The sequence below is a fragment of the Agromyces sp. NPDC058064 genome (assembly GCF_042885275.1).
GTDB lineage: Bacteria > Actinomycetota > Actinomycetes > Actinomycetales > Microbacteriaceae > Agromyces.
The window spans coordinates 151,378-167,471 of record NZ_JBHVSE010000002.1 but is presented as its reverse complement, the minus strand read 5'-3'; the positions used below and the strand labels follow the sequence as shown (position 1 = coordinate 167,471).

Below are 16,094 nucleotides of genomic sequence, written 5' to 3'. Positions count from 1 at the left end.
GTCCTCCGCCTCCGCAACGTCATGTGACGTCCGGATACATATTGTTACACCATCGAAACCTTGAGATATATAGCCTGTGCCTATGGAGCTGGAGAACGCAGGACTCATCGAGATCGATGCCCTCACGCGTGTGCTCGACGTCCACTCGCTGCGGATCCTCGTGGCGATCGACCGCACGGGCTCGATCAGCGCGGCCGCACGCTCGCTCGGGTTCAGCCAGCCCACCATCACCCAGCACGTGCAGCGCCTCGAGTCGCGCCTCGGCACCCCGCTCGTCGCCCGCACCGCGCGATCGGCCAGCCTCACCCCGATCGGGCAGCTGCTCGCGGCCCACGCCCCCCGCATCGACGCGAGCCTGACGGCCGCGGCCACCGAGCTCGCGAGGGCGCTCGGGCACCGCGTGGGCACCGTCCGCATCGCGGCCCCCGCCGAGGCCGTCGTCGGCACGATCGCACCGGCCCTCGCCCGCATCGGCGCCGACATCCCCGGCATCGAGGTGCGCTTCGTCGAAGCCGACAGCGACGAGGCTCTCGAGCTCGTGCGCTCGGGCCGCGCCGACATCGCCGTGACCACCGGCACGGCCGGCGAGCGGGGCCAGCGCCTGCGACGCGACGGACTCCGGCCGACGTTCCTCTACGGCGAGGAGATCATCGCCGCCTTCCCGTTCGACGAGTCGGCCGAGCCGGGGGTCCGCATCGAGGCGTCCTCCCTCGCCCACCTGCCCTGGATCTTCGGCGACGGCACCCGCTCGGCAATGGTCGCCGAGGTCGTGGGCCGGGCGAGCGGCCCCGCCGATCTCGAGATCAGCCGCCCCGACGCCGCCCTCGCGCTCGTCGCGGGTGGGTTCGGTGCCGCATTCCTGCCCGAGAGCGCGTTCGCGACGGCGCCGCCCTCAGGAGTTCGCGTCGCCGGACTGAGCCCGGCGCTGAGCCTGCGCACCGTCGCCGTCACGCTCGCCGAGGCGAGCGAGATCCCCGCCGTCGCGGCGAGCCTCCGCATGCTCGCCGCGCGCCGTCCGAGCGGCTACGAGGTGGAGGCCCTGGCCGAAGCCCGACGCCGCTCGAACAGTCACCGCGCGCGCTTCGCGCGTCCGATCGCCCTCGCAACACTCCCCCGATTGCAAGAGGAGGACCCCCTCGTGTCCGCAACATCCCGTTCCCGCATCGCGCGCGCCGGCGCCGCAGCAGCAGGCGTGCTGCTGCTGGCCGCCTGCACGAGCGGCACCGCAGCGTCGAGCTCCGGCACCGACACCGGCGAGGAGATCGACCACATCAGCGTCGCGCTGCCCGGGTCGCTCTCGAACCTCTACGTCGGCCAGGAGGCCGGCATCCTGAACTACTACATCGCCTCGATCGCCCAGGAGGGCCTCGTCTCGGTCGACGCCCAGGGCCGCGTGCAGCCCGGCCTGGCCGAGTCGTGGGAGCAGACCGACGACGTCACGTACGTCTACGAGCTCCGCGAGGACGCCGTCTTCCAGGACGGCACGCCCGTCACGGCCGACGACGTCGTGTTCAGCCTCGAGCAGGCGCGCGACGAGACGGCCTCGCCGGGGCTCGCGTACTACCTCGCCGGCGTCGACACGATCGAGAAGACCGAGGAGCACGAGGTGACGATCACCCTCGCCGCCCCCGACGCCGCCTTCGCCGCGAACATGAGCTCGGGTGGAGCCGCCTTCATCACCTCGCAGGCCTTCTGGGAGGAGCACGGCGGCAAGGTCGGCACGGCCGACGCGCTGCTGCTCGGCACCGGGCCGTACCAGGTGACCGAGTTCGTGCCCGACTCGCACGTGCAGCTCGAGCGGGTCGACACCTGGTGGGGCGAGCTGCCGAAGGTGAAGTCGATCACCGTCGAGTTCATCCCCGACGAGTCGACGCGCCTGCTCGCGACCCAGTCGGGCGACGTCGACGTCGCGTTCAACGTGCCGCTCGCCCAGTCGACGCAGTGGGAGCAGCTCCAGACCATGCGCGTCGAGTACGTCAACGACCTCTCGTACGTCGGGCTCTACTTCAACACCTCGCTCGCTCCCTTCGACGACCCCAAGGTGCGCGAGGCCTTCGCGCACGCGGTCGACCGCGACGCCGTCGTCGAGAAGCTGCTGCGCGGCCACGGCGAGGCGGCGACCGCGATCATGACGCCCGAGTCGCTCGGCAAGGCGTACGACGGCGACGAGGCCCGCGAGATCCTCTCCGGCATCCCCCAGTACGACTTCGACCTCGACGCCGCGAAGGAGGCGCTCGCCGCCTCCGAGCACCCCGACGGCTTCGAGGCCGAGCTCCTCACCCCCTCGACCGGCCCGCAGCTCGGCACGGCCGCCCAGTCGCTCGCCGAGAACCTCTCGACGATCGGCATCACGCTGAACGTGCGCGAGGTGCCCATCGAGGAGTGGCTCGCGAGCCTCGACGCCTCGTCGAGCTACGGCGTCGGCATGATGTGGTACTTCTCGACCCTCGGCGACCCGGCGGAGGTGCCGAGCTACCTGCTCGGCGCCGGCAACCCCTCGGCGTACTCGAACCCCGAGATCGACGAGCTGCTCGCGCAGGCCGGCACCGAGTCAGACCCCGCCGCACGAGTCGACCTGCTCGTGCAGGCCGAGACCCTCCAGGCGGAGGACGTCGTGAACGTGCCGCTCTGGTGGGGCCAGTCGGCGACCGCGTTCGCGAACGACCTCGGCTTCGACGACTACAGCTCGTTCGCCTTCATCTCCTCGTGGCCGACCCAGCTCTACCGCACCGCGCCGTGACCGAATCCGCTCCGACCGCACGCGCACCGCGACTCCGGCCCATCGGCCGGATGCTCGCGGTGCGCGTGCTGGGCACCGCGGCGATCCTCTTCGTGCTCTCGATCGTCGTGTTCTCGATGCTGCACCTCGCCCCGGGCGACCTCGTCAAGACGCTGCTCGGCACGCGCCCCGCCTCGCCCGAGGCCGTGGCTGCGATCCGCGAGCAGTACCACCTCGACGACCCGCTGCCGGTGCAGTACCTGCGCTGGCTCGGCGGCGTGCTGACGGGCGACCTCGGCGAGTCGATCCGCCTGCAGACCTCGGTCGCCGACGCGATCGCGTCGAGGCTCTGGCTGACCCTCGCCCTGTGCGGGCTCGCGTTCGCGATCGCCCTCGCCGTCGGCATCCCGCTCGGCGTGCAGAGCGCCGTGCGCGCCGGCGGCCTGCTCGACCGCACCGGCACGACGCTCGGCGTCATCGGGCTCAGCGCCCCCACCTTCGCCGTCGGCCTGCTGCTGCTCTACGTCTTCGCGTACTACCTGCCGATCTTCCCCGTGTACGGCGGCGGGCGCGGCCCGCTCGACACGCTCTACCACCTCGTGCTTCCGGCGATCACGCTCGCGGCCGGCCTCGGCGCCATCGTGCTGAAGCTCACCCGCACGGCCATGCTGCGCGAGCTCGACGCCGACTACGTCACCTCCGCGCGCGCCCGCGGCATCCCCGAGTCGCGCACCCGTCGGGTCGCGCTGCGCAACGCCGCGATCCCGATCGTCACCGGCGCGAGCCTGCTGCTCACCTTCCTCGTGGGCGGCACCGTGCTCGCCGAGACGACCTACGCGCTCCCCGGTCTCGGCACGCTGCTGCAGGACTCCGTGCTGTTCAAGGACCTCGCCGTCGTGCAGGCACTCACGCTGCTCGTCGCCCTCGTGATCGCCGTGATCGCGCTCCTCGCCGATCTCGCCTACCTGATGCTCGATCCGCGCGTCCGCGACCAGGGAGTTCCCGCATGACCGTCTCGCTCGGCGCCGTCGGCGTGGGTTTCCGCTCGCGCCGCCGCATCCCGGCGACCATCGTCGCCTGCCTCGTCGTGCTCGCCGTCGCCCTGCTCGCCGTGCTCCTCGGCCCGCTGCTCTTCCCCGACGCGACCAAGCAGGACATCCTCTCGAGCCTCATGCCCGCGGGCGCCCCGGGGCACCCGCTCGGCACGGACGAGCTCGGGCGCGACATCCTCGCCCTCACCGTCGCGGGCACCGCGTCGGCGCTCGTCGGCCCGGTCTGCGTGGCGGTGGGCTCGATGCTCCTCGGCATCCTGCTCGGCACCCTCGCCGGGTACGAGCGCGGGCCGCTCGACTTCGCGATCAGCCGGTGGACCGACCTGCTGCTCGCCCTCCCGGTGCTGCTCGCCGCCATCGTCGTCTCGGGCGTCTTCGGCGGCGGCTACTGGACGACGGTCGCCCTCCTCATCCTGCTCTTCTCGCCGTCCGACATCCGCATCGTGCGGGCCGGCGTGCTCGAGCAGGCGGCGCGCCCCTACATCGAGGCGGCGCAGATGCTCTCGCTCTCGCGCTGGCGGGTGATGTTCCGGCACATCCTGCCGAACGTCTCCTCGCTCGTCATCACGAACGCGATGCTCAACGTCGCGTTCGCGCTCGTGGCCTTCTCGTCGCTGTCGTTCCTCGGGGTCGGCGTGCCGCCCGGCACCGCCGACTGGGGCCGCCAGCTCACCGACAACCGGGCGATCATGTTCGACAACCCGGCAGCGGTGATCGTGCCGGCGATGCTCATCATCGCCGTGGCCTGCTCCGTCAATCTCGTCGGCGACTGGCTCGGCCAGCGGTTGACCCGCGCGGGAGGTGTCGCATGACCGGCGTCGAGGTCTCGATCGAGGGCATCACCGGCCCGGCCGGCCCGATGGTCGAGGCGGTCGCATTCGGCATCGGAGCCGGATCGTCGCTCGCGCTCATCGGCGAGTCGGGCTCGGGCAAGACGCTCACGGCCAAGAGCCTCGTGGGCCTCCTCCCGAGCGGCTTCGCCGCCGCCGGCGTGCTGCAGGTCGACGGGCGCGCCCACCGGCTCGACGCGACGGATGCCTCGTGGCGCCGCGTGCGCGGACGCGAGGTCTCGCTCCTCCTGCAGGACCCGTTCACGAGCCTCTCCCCCGTGCACCGCTGCGGGCCCCAGATCGGCTGGACGCTGGAGGCGAAGGCCGGCCGGCGGCTGTCGAAGCGCGAGCTCGACGACGCCGTCGCCGCACGACTGGCCGAGGTCAATCTGCCGGCCCGCGTCGCGCACGCCTACCCGCACGAGCTGTCGGGCGGCATGCGGCAGCGGGTCGCGATCGCCGCCGCGCTCGCGAGCGATCCGCGCCTCCTCATCGCCGACGAGCCGACGACCGCGCTCGACGCGTCGAACCAGGCCGAGATCCTCGACCTCCTCCGCGAGCTCCAGCACGAGCGCGGCATGGCGATGCTCCTGATCTCGCACGACCTCGGACTCGTCCGCGGTCGCACCGACGAGGTGCTCGTCATGCGGCACGGCACCGTCGTCGAGCGCGGGAGCACCTCCACCGTGCTCTCGACTCCCGAGCACGCGTACACCCGCGCGCTCATCGCGGCCGACCCCGCGCTCTCGCTCGAGGCCGACTCTCCGGAGACCGAGCCGCCCGGGCTGGCCGGTGACGTGCTCGTCCCCGAGGGCGCCGGCGACGTGCTCGGGGCCCGCACGCCCCTCGTCGCCGCCACGGGCATCGTCAAGCGCTTCGGGCTGCGCACCGTGCTCGACGGCGTCGACCTCTCGATCGCCCCCGGGCAGGTCGCCGGCGTGGTCGGCGAGTCGGGTTCGGGCAAGTCGACGCTCGCTCGCTGCATCGCCGGCCTCGAGCGCGAGGACGGCGGCTCGATCGCGTTCGACGGGCGGCCGCTCGCCCCGGGCCGTCGCTCGCGCACGCCCGAGCAGATGCAGATCGTGTTCCAGGACCCGTACTCGTCGCTCAATCCGATGATGACGATCGGCGCGATCCTGCGCGAGGCACTCGCGGTCGGCGGTCGCCGGCCCGACGAGGTCCCCGCCCTCCTCGAACAGGTGGGGCTGCCCCCCGAGGCCGCGGCGAAGCGGCCGGCCCAGCTCTCCGGCGGGCAGCGCCAGCGCGTGGCGATCGCCCGCGCGCTCGCTCCGAGGCCGCGCCTGCTCATCTGCGACGAGTCGGTCTCGGCGCTCGACGTGCAGGTGCAGGCGCAGATCCTCGACCTGCTCGGGCGGCTGCGCGACGAGCTCGACATCGCGATCCTCTTCATCTCGCACGACCTCGCCGTCGTACGCCGGATCGCCGACACCGTGACGGTCGTCTGGCAGGGGCGCGTCGTCGAGCACGGCTCCTGCGCACGAGTACTCGACGACCCGTCGGAGGACTACACGAAGCTCTTGGTCGCGGCAGCGCATCGCGACAGCACCGGAAGGACGAACGTCGCATGACGACCACCATCGACCCCCTGCTCGACGACGAACTGCGGTCGGCCCTCGGCGAGGCCCGCGCGGCCCGCTGGGCCTCGCCGCGGTCGCCGTACTCGCCGCGCATCGACCTCGCGCACCGCGACGGCCGGCCGGCTGCGGCGGCGCTGACCTCGCGACGCGGGGCGACCGCGGCGGTGAAGATCGTCGACGTCTGGTGGCGCGACGAGACGGATGCCGCGGCCGCCGCGGACCTCGTCGACGAGATCCTCGCCCGCGCCGAGGCGGCGGGCGACGCCGCCGTGAAGTGGGAGGTGCCGCTCGACCAGGAGCTGCCGGGGTTCGCGCTCGAGCGCGGCTTCGTGCCGCTCGCGCCGCCGCACCCCTCGGCGCCCGGCACGCTCGCATCGCGCGGTCACGTGCGCTGGCTGCGCGACGTGCCACACGACGAAGCTCCGTACTACGCCCAGACGACGCTCTACACCTGCGGCGCGGTGAGCGGACTGCTCGCCGTCGAGGCGACGGGAGCGGTCGGCTTCGGCGAGGCATCGGATGCCGCGCCGGTTGAGTCGTCGGACGGCCCGATCGACGGTCACCCCACCCCGTCGCTCGCCGACCGCGACCTCGAGCTCGCGTTCTGGCGGCGTGCGAGCAACTACCCCGCCATCGAGCCCGTCGGCCTCGGTGTCGTCATGCGCGAGACGCTGCCCGACGAGGTCTCCGTCGAGGTCTACCTCGACCACGACGGGCCCGTGCTGATCGAGGCGTACGCCGGGTTCGAACGCGACTTCCGGGCGGAGCTCCAGGCCGAGTCGCTGCGCCAGGCCGAGGCGGCCGGGCTGCCGGTGCACCGCCGCCGGATCTCGATCGACGAGGTGGCACGGCGCATCGCCGGCGGCGAACTCGCGCTGCTGCTCGTCGACGAGGCGCCGATGCACGGCGAGACGGGTCCGCACTGGGTGCTCGCGCATGCGGCCGGCGAGGGCGTCGTCGTGATCGAGGACCCGTGGATCAGCTCGGACGAGGGCGAGACCTGGGTCGACTCGCACGAGCTGCCGATCGCGGACGCCGACCTCGACCGCATGGTGGCGTGGGGCGAGGCCGGCTACCGCGGCGTCGTCTTCGTCGGGCGCCGCTGACCGCGGGCCGTGCGACGGTGCCGGCCGTGCGACGGCGCCGGCCGTGCGACGGCGCCGGCCGTGCGACGGCGCCGGGCTCGGGCGTGCCCGGCGCCGATGCACGACGGGTGCGCCGGCCGTCACCCCTGGGTGAGCAACCCCCACACGCCCGAGCCGACGAGGTAGAGCCCGATCGCCCCGACCACGATCCAGATCACGAGCCGCGTGTTCGACGGACGCTTCGGATCCTGCTCGGGCTCGAGCTGGTCCTTCGGGAGGTAGTCGTTCATCGCCGGGCCGCCGTTCTCGCTACTTGACCAGCGGGAAGAGGATCGTCTCGCGGATGCCGAGACCGGTGATCGCCATGAGCAGCCGGTCGATGCCCATGCCCATGCCGCCCGAGGGCGGCATGCCGAACTCGAGCGCCCGCAGGAACTCCTCGTCGAGGCGCATGGCCTCGGGGTCGCCGCCGGCGGCGAGCTTCGCCTGCTCCACGAAGCGGTCGCGCTGGATCACCGGGTCGACGAGCTCGGAGTAGCCGGTGGCGAGCTCGAAGCCGCGGATGTAGAGGTCCCACTTCTCGACGACGCCGGCGACCTCGCGGTGGCCGCGCACGAGGGGCGAGGTGTCCTCGGGGAAGTCCATGACGAAGGTGGGCCGCACGAGGCCGCCCTTGATGTGGTGCTCCCACAGCTCCTCGACGAACTTGCCGGGGATCGGGTGGTCGATCTCGATGCCCGCCTCGTCGGCGAGCTCCTTCAGCCGCGACATCGGCGTCTCGGGCGTGATCTCCTCGCCGACGGCCTCGGAGAGCGAGCCGTACATCGAGATGCGATCCCACTGGCCACCGAGGTCGTACTCGGTTCCGTCGGCCCAGGTCACGACGTGCGAGCCCGACACGGCCTGCGCCGCGTCCTGGATGAGCTGCTGCGTCAGGTCGGCGATCGTGGTGTAGTCGCCGTAGGCCTCGTAGGCCTCGAGCATCGCGAACTCGGGGCTGTGGGTCGAGTCGGCGCCCTCGTTGCGGAAGTTGCGGTTGATCTCGTACACCCGCTCGATGCCGCCGACGACGGCGCGCTTGAGGTACAGCTCGGGCGCGATGCGCAGGTAGAGCTCGGTGTCGAACGCGTTCGAGTGCGTGACGAACGGACGCGCAGAGGCGCCGCCGTGCATGACCTGCAGCATCGGGGTCTCGACCTCGATGAAGCCGAGGCTCGTGAAGGTCGACCGCAGGCTCGCGTTGACCTTCGCGCGGTCGATCACGTTGCGGCGCGCCTGCTCGCGGGCGATGAGGTCGAGGTAGCGCGAGCGCACCCGGTTCTCCTCGCTGAGCTCGTTGTGCAAGTTCGGCAGCGGCAGGATCGCCTTCGAGGCGATGCGCCACTCGGTCACCATGATCGAGAGCTCGCCGCGGCGGCTCGTGATGACCTCGCCCGCGACGAAGACGTGGTCGCCCAGGTCGACGAGCTCCTTCCAGGCCGCGAGCGACTCCTCGCCGACCTCGGCGAGCGAGACCATCGCCTGGATGCGGCTGCCGTCGCCCGACTGCAGGGTCGCGAAGCAGAGCTTGCCGGTGTTGCGCGAGAAGACGACGCGCCCCGCGAGGCCCACGGTCTCGCCGGAGGCCTCGTCGACGCCGAGACCCACGAAGCGGTCGCGCACCTCGGGGATCGTCGCGGTGATCGGCAGACGCACCGGGTAGGCGCCGAGACCGAGGTCGGATGCCTCGTCGATGAGCCGCGCGCGCTTGGCGAGCCGCACGGCCTTCTGCTCACTGATCTCTTCGGCAGTGGGTTCGGCGGGCTGGTTCGGCGTCTCGTCGGCCATGTTTCTCTCTCGTCGGTGCCTCACAGGCGGAATCTTGCCCCTCAAGCCTACTTGCGCCGTCGCTGCGCCAGAACTTCGGCGATCACCACGAAGACGGGAGCGATCGGGCTCCGTGCTCCGAAGCTACGGCGATCTCCGAGCCTGCGGTGCGCCGGCGCAACGCGCAGTGACGACGAGAGCGCGGCCGCGCCCGGCCTCGGTGCCGCTCGCTAGCCGAGCTCGATCACCCGATTGTCGATGAGCCGCGTCGCCCCGACGCGCGCCGCGACGAGCGCGAGCGCGGGGCCCGTCGCATCTCCGGCGACCGGCAGCAGGGTCTCGGGGTCGACGATGACGAAGTAGTCGAGCTCGGCGCCGTCGTGGTCGCCGAAGGCGGCGGCCGCCTCGGCGAGCGCCTCGGCGGGGCCCTCGCCCGCGGACTCGGCCGCGGCGCCCAGCGCTTCGGAGAGCACGAGCGCGGTCTCGCGCTCGGCGGTGCCGAGGAACCGGTTGCGGCTCGACAGCGCGAGGCCGTCGTGCTCGCGCACCGTCGGGACGACCTCGAGCGCGAGCGGCAGGTCGAGGTCGCGCACCATGCGGCGCACGAGGAACACCTGCTGCGCGTCCTTCTGGCCGAAGACCGCGATCTCGGGCGCGACGATGTTGAAGAGCTTCGCGACGACGGTGAGCATGCCGTCGAAGTGGCCCGGTCGCGAGGCACCCTCGTAGAGCGCCCCGACGGAGCCCGCGACGACGCGCGTCGAGCTCGGGCCGTCGGGGTACATCTCGGCCGCCGTCGGTGCGAACACGAACTGGACGCCGAGCTCGGCGAGTGCGGCGACGTCGGCGTCGAGCGTGCGCGGGTACCGGTCGAGATCCTCCGTCGGGCCGAACTGCAGCGGGTTCACGAAGATCGAGACGACGACGACGTCGGCGAGCTCGCGCGCCCGGCGCACCAGCGCGAAGTGGCCGTCGTGCAGCGCACCCATGGTCGGCACGAGTGCGACGGAGGCTCCCGCGGCGCGGCGCCCTGCGAGCAGCCCGCGCAATTCGGCGATCGTCGTCACGACCCGGATGCCGGCGGCCGGCTCGACCACGACCTCGCTCACGAGCCACCTCCCAGCGGCCGATCGAATCCGGCCCCGTCGATCGTACCGGCACCGTCGGGCATCGGCCCGGTGTCGTGCCGGGCGAGCGCGTTCTCGACCGCGCTGCGCGCGAGCGACGCCAGGACGGCGCCCGGGCGCGGGACGCCGATGGCGTCGAGCTGCGCGCTCGCCTGGTCGACGATCGCACTCGAGAAGGAGACCACGGTGTCGACCGCGTCGCCGTAGGCGGCACGGTCGCCCTCGGCGACGATGAAGGGCTCGCCGCCCATCTCGACGACGAGCGCCTGTCCGATGGGGAGCACGGGGGCGGGCGCGGTCACGGCGAACCACGTGCCCGGCAGGCGGGCGAGGTCGACGCTCGTGCCGGTGAACGTCATCGCGGGGTGCACCGCGAGGGGGATCGCGCCCGAGCGCCGCGCGGGGTCGAGCACGCCGGCGCCGAACTTCGCGGAGGTGTGCAGCACGAGCTGACCGGGCTGCCAGACCCCCGCATCGGCGAGGCCCGCCACGAGCGACTCGAGCTCGTCGTCGGGCAGGGCCAGCAGCACCAGTTCGCTGCGCTCGACGATCTCGGGCACGGCGAGCACCGGCACCCCGGGCAGCATGACCGACGCGCGTTCACGACTCGACTCGGAGACCGCGGCGACCCCGGTGAGGGCGTGGCCCGCGCCACCGAGCGCGGCGGCGAGCACGGCGCCCACCCGTCCGGCGCCGATGGTGCCGACGCCGAGCCGCCCTGCGCGCTCAGCGGGCATGATCGCGGCCCGTCTCGTCGGCGACGACCTCGGGCGAGGACGGTGCGGCGGGTGCGACCGGCGCGACCGGCGCGAGCGGCGCGGCCTCGGCCGCGGTCGCGGTCGCGGTCGTCCCTGCCTCGGCCGGCCGACTCTCGAACGACGCGGATGCCTCGGCCCCGCCGGATGCGACCGCGCCCCAGTGGTGCGTGGTGTCGCTCGCTGCGCGATCGACGGCCTCCTCGGCGAGCCGCTCGAACAGCCGCTCGGCCTCCTCGCGGTCGACGATGGGCAGCACTGCGCTCACCGGGCCCGTCACGGTGTGCAGGCGCACCCCGGCGAGCCGCAGCCAGCGGTCGATCGGGCCGACGGAGAGGGCGACCGACTGCATCCGGGCGAGCGGAACGAGCGTCAGGCTGCGCACGAGCGCACCGCGGCGGATGAGTGCGACGCCCGATGCCGCGGCCCAGCCGATGCGTCGCCACGAGAAGGGGCGGAGCCATGCCCCGCGACGCGGCGTGAGCGAGAAGCCGCCCGAGCCGTCGCGGCCGGTGAGCCCGGCGGCGACGAGCGGCTCGACGTCGGCCGCGGCATCGGGGATCAGCAGGGCGAGCACCCGGTGCACGTCGGCCGCCGTGCCGACGGGCAGCACGGTGGTGCGCTGCGCCGCCTCGTTCGAGGCGGTCACCGACTGGCCGGCGACGTTGATGCGGATGGACCACCAGCCGAAGGGCCGCCAGAAGACCCACTGCGTCGCCTCGACCGCGTGGATGCGACCGGGCGGGATCGTCTGGTTGCCGGTCGAGAGGAGCCCGTGGCCGATGCGCACGCCGTCGGGCGTGCCGGCGATCGAGTAGCGCAGCGACTTGGTGATGCGCGACCACATGTAGCTCACGAGACCGATGGCCGCGGGCACGAAGCTGAACAGCACCCACGCCTGGCCGGTGGTGACGCCGACCACGATGATGGCGACGAGGATGATCGCCCAGATCGTCGAACCCCCGAGGAGGGTCGAGCCGATCACCCGGCCGAGCGGCAGGTGCACGACCGACTCGGGCGGGGCGAGGTCGGGGTCGAGCTCGGGGGCGAGGAACTCGTCGACGCGCTGGCCCACGAGGGCGCCGGCGCGCGAGGCCGCCGGTGCGCGACCCGGAACGGGCTGCCCCGCGGTCGGTGCGGCGGCCGCATCGCCGGCGGTACCGGACTCGGGGTGCACGGCTGCGTCAGCCAGCGCGGCCGCGGCGACCGAGGGCGCGCCGACCGGCCCGCCCGCCGGCGGGGCCGCCTCAGCGCGCGCCGCGGCACGTTCGGCGCGGGCCCCGGACGCGAGCCGCAGCACGTCGGCCCGCAGCCGGTCGGCGAGCGCCGAGCCGAGGTACGCCAGCTGCACGTTCGCCGACTGGCCGGCGACCGAGACCTCGAGCTTCGCGGTGCCGAACAGCCGGGCGAAGAGCGGGCGCGTGACGTTGATGCCCTGGATGCGGTCGAGGCGCGCGCTGCGATGCGAGCGGAACAGGATGCCGCTGCGCACCTCCACCGCCTCGGGCGTCACGCGGAAGGTGTGCATGCGCCATGACAGCCAGAAGGCGAAGACGACCACGACGAGCAGGACCGCGAGGCCGAGCGTCGCCCACCCGACGAGGCCGTGGCTGACGATGCCGCCGATGGGGTCGTTCGCCCAGTCGTCCTGCCAGGCGCCGTACCGGTCGCCGAGCTCGTCGCGGGTCGACGGCGAGAACACCGTGAGGAAGAGGTCGACCGCCCGCTCGCGCAGGTTGGCGATCACGAAGCCGAGCACGGCGATGAACACGAGTCCGCCGCGCAGCAGCGGGCTCGCGGGATGCAGGCGGTGCCACTCGCCGTCGGCGAGCGAGACGGCCGGTGCCGGACGGGCCGGAGCGCTCACAGCCCCGCCCGACGGGTCTCGGCGAGCGCCACGAGCTCGTCGCGCAGTCGGTCGGCCTCCTCCATCGGCAGCCCGGGCACGGTGACCGCGGTCGCCGCGGCGGCCGTGACGAACTTGAGGTCGGCGAGGCCGAGCGCCCGCGCGACGGGGCCGCGGGTGATGTCGACGAGCTGCATGCGGCCGTAGGGCACGGCGACCTGCCGCTGGAACATGATGCCGCGGCGGAAGACGAGGTCGTCGGCGCGCAGCCGGTACTGGATGGAGCGCACGCGACGCGGCTCGAAGGCGATGCCGACGAGCGAGACGACGCCGATCGCGATCGCCGCCCACAGCGCCCACTGCTGGTGCCAGAGGAAGTGCACGACGAGCGCGGCCCCGACGAAGACCGCCATGCCGATGAGCGAGCCGACCACCTCGACGACGACGTACTTCGGCGAGACCCGGCGCCACTCGTCGGAGCGGAGCGTCTCGGCCGGGGCGGCGACGTCGCCGTCGTGCTCGATCGGGGCGCGGTCGTGCTCAGGCATGCGCGTGTTCTTCCTTCTCGCTGTCGGGGTCGTCGGGGGGCAGCGTGCAGAACCACTCGGCGAGGAGTCCGCCGGCGAGCAGCAGCGCGGCGCCGATCGCGGTCGCGAACGCCAGCCACACCGTGCCGGCCGGTGCCACCACGCTGCGGGTGAGCAGGAACAGGCCGATGCCGAGCCCGACGCCCAGCACGAGGGCCCCGCTCAGGCTGCACGCCTTCGCGAGCACCGCGACGCGCATCGCGCGGAAGGGGTCGAGGTGCTTCGTCGCCCTGCCCTTCACGGCACGGCGGATCGGCCAGGCCAGCAGCACGACGATCACGGCGACGCCGAGCAGGGTGATCGGCAGCGAGAGCGGCGGCACGAGCGCCTTCGCGCCGGTGTTCACGATCGCGAGGTCGCCGAGGTAGCCGATGACGACGCCGCCGAGCACGAAGGCGAGCAGGGTCGAGAAGTGCGTGCGCTTCATCGCCTGACCACCTCGTCGGATGCCTCGGCGCGGAGCGCCGCCACCGAGCCCCGCCCGGGCAGCACGGCATCGGGTTCGACGTCGAGCCACGGCGCGAGCACGAAGGCCCGCTGCCACGCGCGCGGATGCGGCAGCTCGAGTCGCGCGTCGGCGAGCTCGAGCCCGTCGACGTCGATGAGATCGAGGTCGAGCGTGCGATCGCCCCAGCGCTCGGCCCGCACCCGGCCCTGGGCCGTCTCGATGGACTGCAGCACGTCGAGCAGCGCGTGGGGTTCGAGCGCGGTCTCGACGAGGAACACGCCGTTGAGGTACCCGGGGGCGTCGTGGTCGACCCCGGTCGTCTTCAGCGCGGGCGTCTCGTAGAGCGGGGACACGGCGACGAGCTCGACGCCGTCGGCATCGGCCAGTGCGCGCGCGGCGGCGGCGATCGTCTGCTCGCGGTCGCCGAGGTTCGCCCCGAAGGCGACGACGGCCCGGCTCATGCCCGGCGCCTGACGATCGTGACCGAGACATCCGCGAAGGGGACCGTGATGGGGGCCTGCGGCTTGTGCACCGTGACCTCGACCTCGTCGGCCGCGTCGAACGAGAGCGCAACGGCGGCGACCCGCTCGGCGACGGTCTCGATGAGGTCGACCGGGTCGCGCTCGACGGCGGCGACCACCTGCTCGGCGAGCTCGCCGTAGTGCACGGTGCGGGCGAGGTCGTCGCCCGAGGACGCGGCGGCGAGGTCGACCGCGACGACGACGTCGATCACGAACTCCTGCCCCTCGGCGCGCTCGAAGTCGAACACCCCGTGATGGGCGCGCACGCGCAGCCCGGTGAGCGTGATGCGGTCGCCCCGCCGAAGTCCGTGCTGTTCAGCCACGTCGTCCACTCTGCCACGCCCCGAGGACGTCGAGGGCGCGGCGCGTGCCGACCACGTCGTGCACGCGCACGCCCCACGCGCCGGCCTGCGCCGAGAGCACGCTCACGACGGCGGTCGGCAGGTCGCGTTCGGCGACGGATGCCCCGTCGGGAAGCAGTGCGCCGAGGAACCGCTTGCGCGACGCCCCCACGAGGATCGGCAGCCCGAGCCCGGCGAGCACGTCGAGCCGGCCGAGGAGCTCCCAGTTCTGCTCGCCGCGCTTGGAGAACCCGAGGCCGGGGTCGAGGATGAGCCGGTCGGCGGCGATGCCGGCGCCGAGCAGCGCCTCGACCCTGGCGGCGAGCTCGTCGCGCACCTCGATCGCCACGTCGTCGTACTCGGCGAGCTGGTCCATGCGGTCGGAGTGGCCGCGCCAGTGCATCGCGACGTAGTGCGCGCCCGTCTCGGCGGCGACCCCGGCCATCTCGGCGTCGGCGAGCCCGGCCGAGACGTCGTTGATGATCTCGGCGCCGGCCTCGACCGCGGCGCGCGCGGTCGTGGCGCGCATCGTGTCGACGCTCACCCGGATGCCCTGTGCGACGAGTTCGCGGATGACCGGCACGACGCGGCGCAGCTCCTCCTCGGGCTCGACGCGCGCCGCGCCCGGCCGCGTCGACTCCCCGCCGACGTCGACGAGGTCGGCGCCCTGCGCGACGAGCTCGACGCCGTGGGCGATCGCGGCGTCGGCATCGAACCAGCGGCCGCCGTCGCTGAACGAGTCGGGGGTGACGTTGACGACGCCCATGACCAGCGTCGACGGCGTCTCAGGCATCGCGCACCCCGATGAGGGCGATGATCTCGGCGCGGCCCGCGGGCTCGGCGAGCGCGCCCCGGCTCGCGATGGTCACGGTCGAGCTGCGCTCCTGGCGCGAGCCGCGGGTGGTCACGCAGCGGTGCTGCGCGTCGAGCACGACGAGCACGCCCTTGGGGTCGAGTCCGGTCACGAGCGCGTCGGCGATCTCCTCGGCGAGGCGCTCCTGCAGCTGCGGCCTGCGGGCCAGGGTGTCGACGACGGCGGGGATCCGGCCGAGGCCGACCACCTTGTCGCCGGGCAGGTAGGCCACATGCGCGGTGCCCACGAAGGGCAGCAGGTGGTGCTCGCACACCGATCGGAACGCGAGGTCGCGCAGGATCACGGCGTCGGACGTCGCCGGCACGCCGGCATCGGTCGAGCCGAGCGGCACGGTGTCGGCGAGGTGGGTCAGCGGGTCGACGTCGAGCCCGCCGAAGAAGTCAGCGTACGCCTCGGCGACCCGCTGCGGCGTGCGCTCGAGGCCGGGACGCGCGGGATCCTCCCCGATGGCGAGGAGGATCTCGAGCACGGCCCGCTCGATGCGTTCGGCATCCACTCCGGCCAT

General features: G+C 73.2%; 16 protein-coding genes. 5 read left to right on the top strand and 11 right to left on the bottom strand.

Features of this window, described 5'->3' with window-relative positions; all coding sequences use genetic code 11:
• Nucleotides 1-82: 82 nt before the first annotated feature.
• From ACFVSL_RS06550 to ACFVSL_RS06530, 5 genes are read left to right on the top strand one after another with little or no spacing between them, the layout of a single operon-like run.
• Nucleotides 83-2,740, top strand: a complete 2,658-nt coding sequence (locus tag ACFVSL_RS06550) for an ABC transporter substrate-binding protein (protein WP_386939571.1) — start codon at nt 83-85, stop codon at nt 2,738-2,740.
• Nucleotides 2,737-3,729, top strand: coding sequence for an ABC transporter permease (locus ACFVSL_RS06545; RefSeq protein WP_386939570.1), 993 nt, complete (start codon nt 2,737-2,739; stop codon nt 3,727-3,729). The genes ACFVSL_RS06550 and ACFVSL_RS06545 overlap by 4 nt, the downstream gene beginning before the upstream one ends.
• Entirely contained in the window at nt 3,726-4,583 is an 858-nt protein-coding gene (locus ACFVSL_RS06540; protein ID WP_386939568.1) for an ABC transporter permease, read from the top strand. Before ACFVSL_RS06545 ends, ACFVSL_RS06540 begins: the two co-directional genes overlap by 4 nt.
• Complete coding sequence (locus tag ACFVSL_RS06535) at nt 4,580-6,190, top strand: dipeptide ABC transporter ATP-binding protein (protein WP_386939566.1); 1,611 nt, start codon at nt 4,580-4,582, stop codon at nt 6,188-6,190. The genes ACFVSL_RS06540 and ACFVSL_RS06535 overlap by 4 nt, the downstream gene beginning before the upstream one ends.
• Nucleotides 6,187-7,305 (top strand): peptidase C39 family protein, encoded by a 1,119-nt coding sequence (locus ACFVSL_RS06530; RefSeq protein WP_386939564.1) that lies wholly within the window; start codon nt 6,187-6,189, stop codon nt 7,303-7,305. Before ACFVSL_RS06535 ends, ACFVSL_RS06530 begins: the two co-directional genes overlap by 4 nt.
• 119 nt (nt 7,306-7,424) lie before the next feature.
• Here ACFVSL_RS06530 and ACFVSL_RS06525 read toward each other — a convergent pair whose 3' ends face one another.
• The 11 genes from ACFVSL_RS06525 to folE all read right to left on the bottom strand — a co-directional run bounded on the left by ACFVSL_RS06525 (nt 7,425) and on the right by folE (nt 16,094).
• Nucleotides 7,425-7,574: a hypothetical protein gene (locus ACFVSL_RS06525; protein WP_386939562.1), complete on the bottom strand. Its 150-nt coding sequence runs from the start codon at nt 7,572-7,574 to the stop codon at nt 7,425-7,427.
• 19 nt (nt 7,575-7,593) lie between these two features.
• On the bottom strand, nt 7,594-9,111 hold the full coding sequence (gene lysS / locus ACFVSL_RS06520; protein WP_386939561.1) for a lysine--tRNA ligase: 1,518 nt from the start codon (nt 9,109-9,111) through the stop codon (nt 7,594-7,596).
• 209 nt (nt 9,112-9,320) lie between these two features.
• On the bottom strand, nt 9,321-10,199 hold the full coding sequence (gene panC / locus ACFVSL_RS06515; RefSeq protein ID WP_386939559.1) for a pantoate--beta-alanine ligase: 879 nt from the start codon (nt 10,197-10,199) through the stop codon (nt 9,321-9,323).
• On the bottom strand, nt 10,196-10,954 hold the full coding sequence (locus ACFVSL_RS06510) for a Rossmann-like and DUF2520 domain-containing protein (protein ID WP_386939557.1): 759 nt from the start codon (nt 10,952-10,954) through the stop codon (nt 10,196-10,198). The genes panC and ACFVSL_RS06510 overlap by 4 nt, the downstream gene beginning before the upstream one ends.
• Nucleotides 10,944-12,839, bottom strand: coding sequence for a PH domain-containing protein (locus tag ACFVSL_RS06505; protein ID WP_386939556.1), 1,896 nt, complete (start codon nt 12,837-12,839; stop codon nt 10,944-10,946). Before ACFVSL_RS06505 ends, ACFVSL_RS06510 begins: the two co-directional genes overlap by 11 nt.
• The gene (locus tag ACFVSL_RS06500) at nt 12,836-13,366 is read right to left on the bottom strand and encodes a PH domain-containing protein (protein WP_386939555.1); all 531 of its coding nucleotides are present in this window, start codon (nt 13,364-13,366) and stop codon (nt 12,836-12,838) included. The genes ACFVSL_RS06505 and ACFVSL_RS06500 overlap by 4 nt, the downstream gene beginning before the upstream one ends.
• A complete protein-coding gene (locus ACFVSL_RS06495; RefSeq protein ID WP_386939554.1) occupies nt 13,359-13,832 on the bottom strand; it encodes a DUF3180 domain-containing protein in 474 nt (157 codons plus the stop codon). Before ACFVSL_RS06495 ends, ACFVSL_RS06500 begins: the two co-directional genes overlap by 8 nt.
• Nucleotides 13,829-14,314, bottom strand: a complete 486-nt coding sequence (gene folK, locus ACFVSL_RS06490; protein ID WP_386939552.1) for a 2-amino-4-hydroxy-6-hydroxymethyldihydropteridine diphosphokinase — start codon at nt 14,312-14,314, stop codon at nt 13,829-13,831. Before folK ends, ACFVSL_RS06495 begins: the two co-directional genes overlap by 4 nt.
• Nucleotides 14,311-14,697: a dihydroneopterin aldolase gene (gene folB / locus ACFVSL_RS06485; RefSeq protein ID WP_386939550.1), complete on the bottom strand. Its 387-nt coding sequence runs from the start codon at nt 14,695-14,697 to the stop codon at nt 14,311-14,313. The genes folK and folB overlap by 4 nt, the downstream gene beginning before the upstream one ends.
• Nucleotides 14,690-15,508 carry a dihydropteroate synthase gene (folP, locus tag ACFVSL_RS06480; RefSeq protein ID WP_386939548.1) on the bottom strand — a complete coding sequence of 273 codons (819 nt, stop codon included), beginning with the start codon at nt 15,506-15,508 and terminating at the stop codon, nt 14,690-14,692. Before folP ends, folB begins: the two co-directional genes overlap by 8 nt.
• Complete coding sequence (gene folE, locus ACFVSL_RS06475; RefSeq protein WP_386939547.1) at nt 15,501-16,094, bottom strand: GTP cyclohydrolase I; 594 nt, start codon at nt 16,092-16,094, stop codon at nt 15,501-15,503. Before folE ends, folP begins: the two co-directional genes overlap by 8 nt.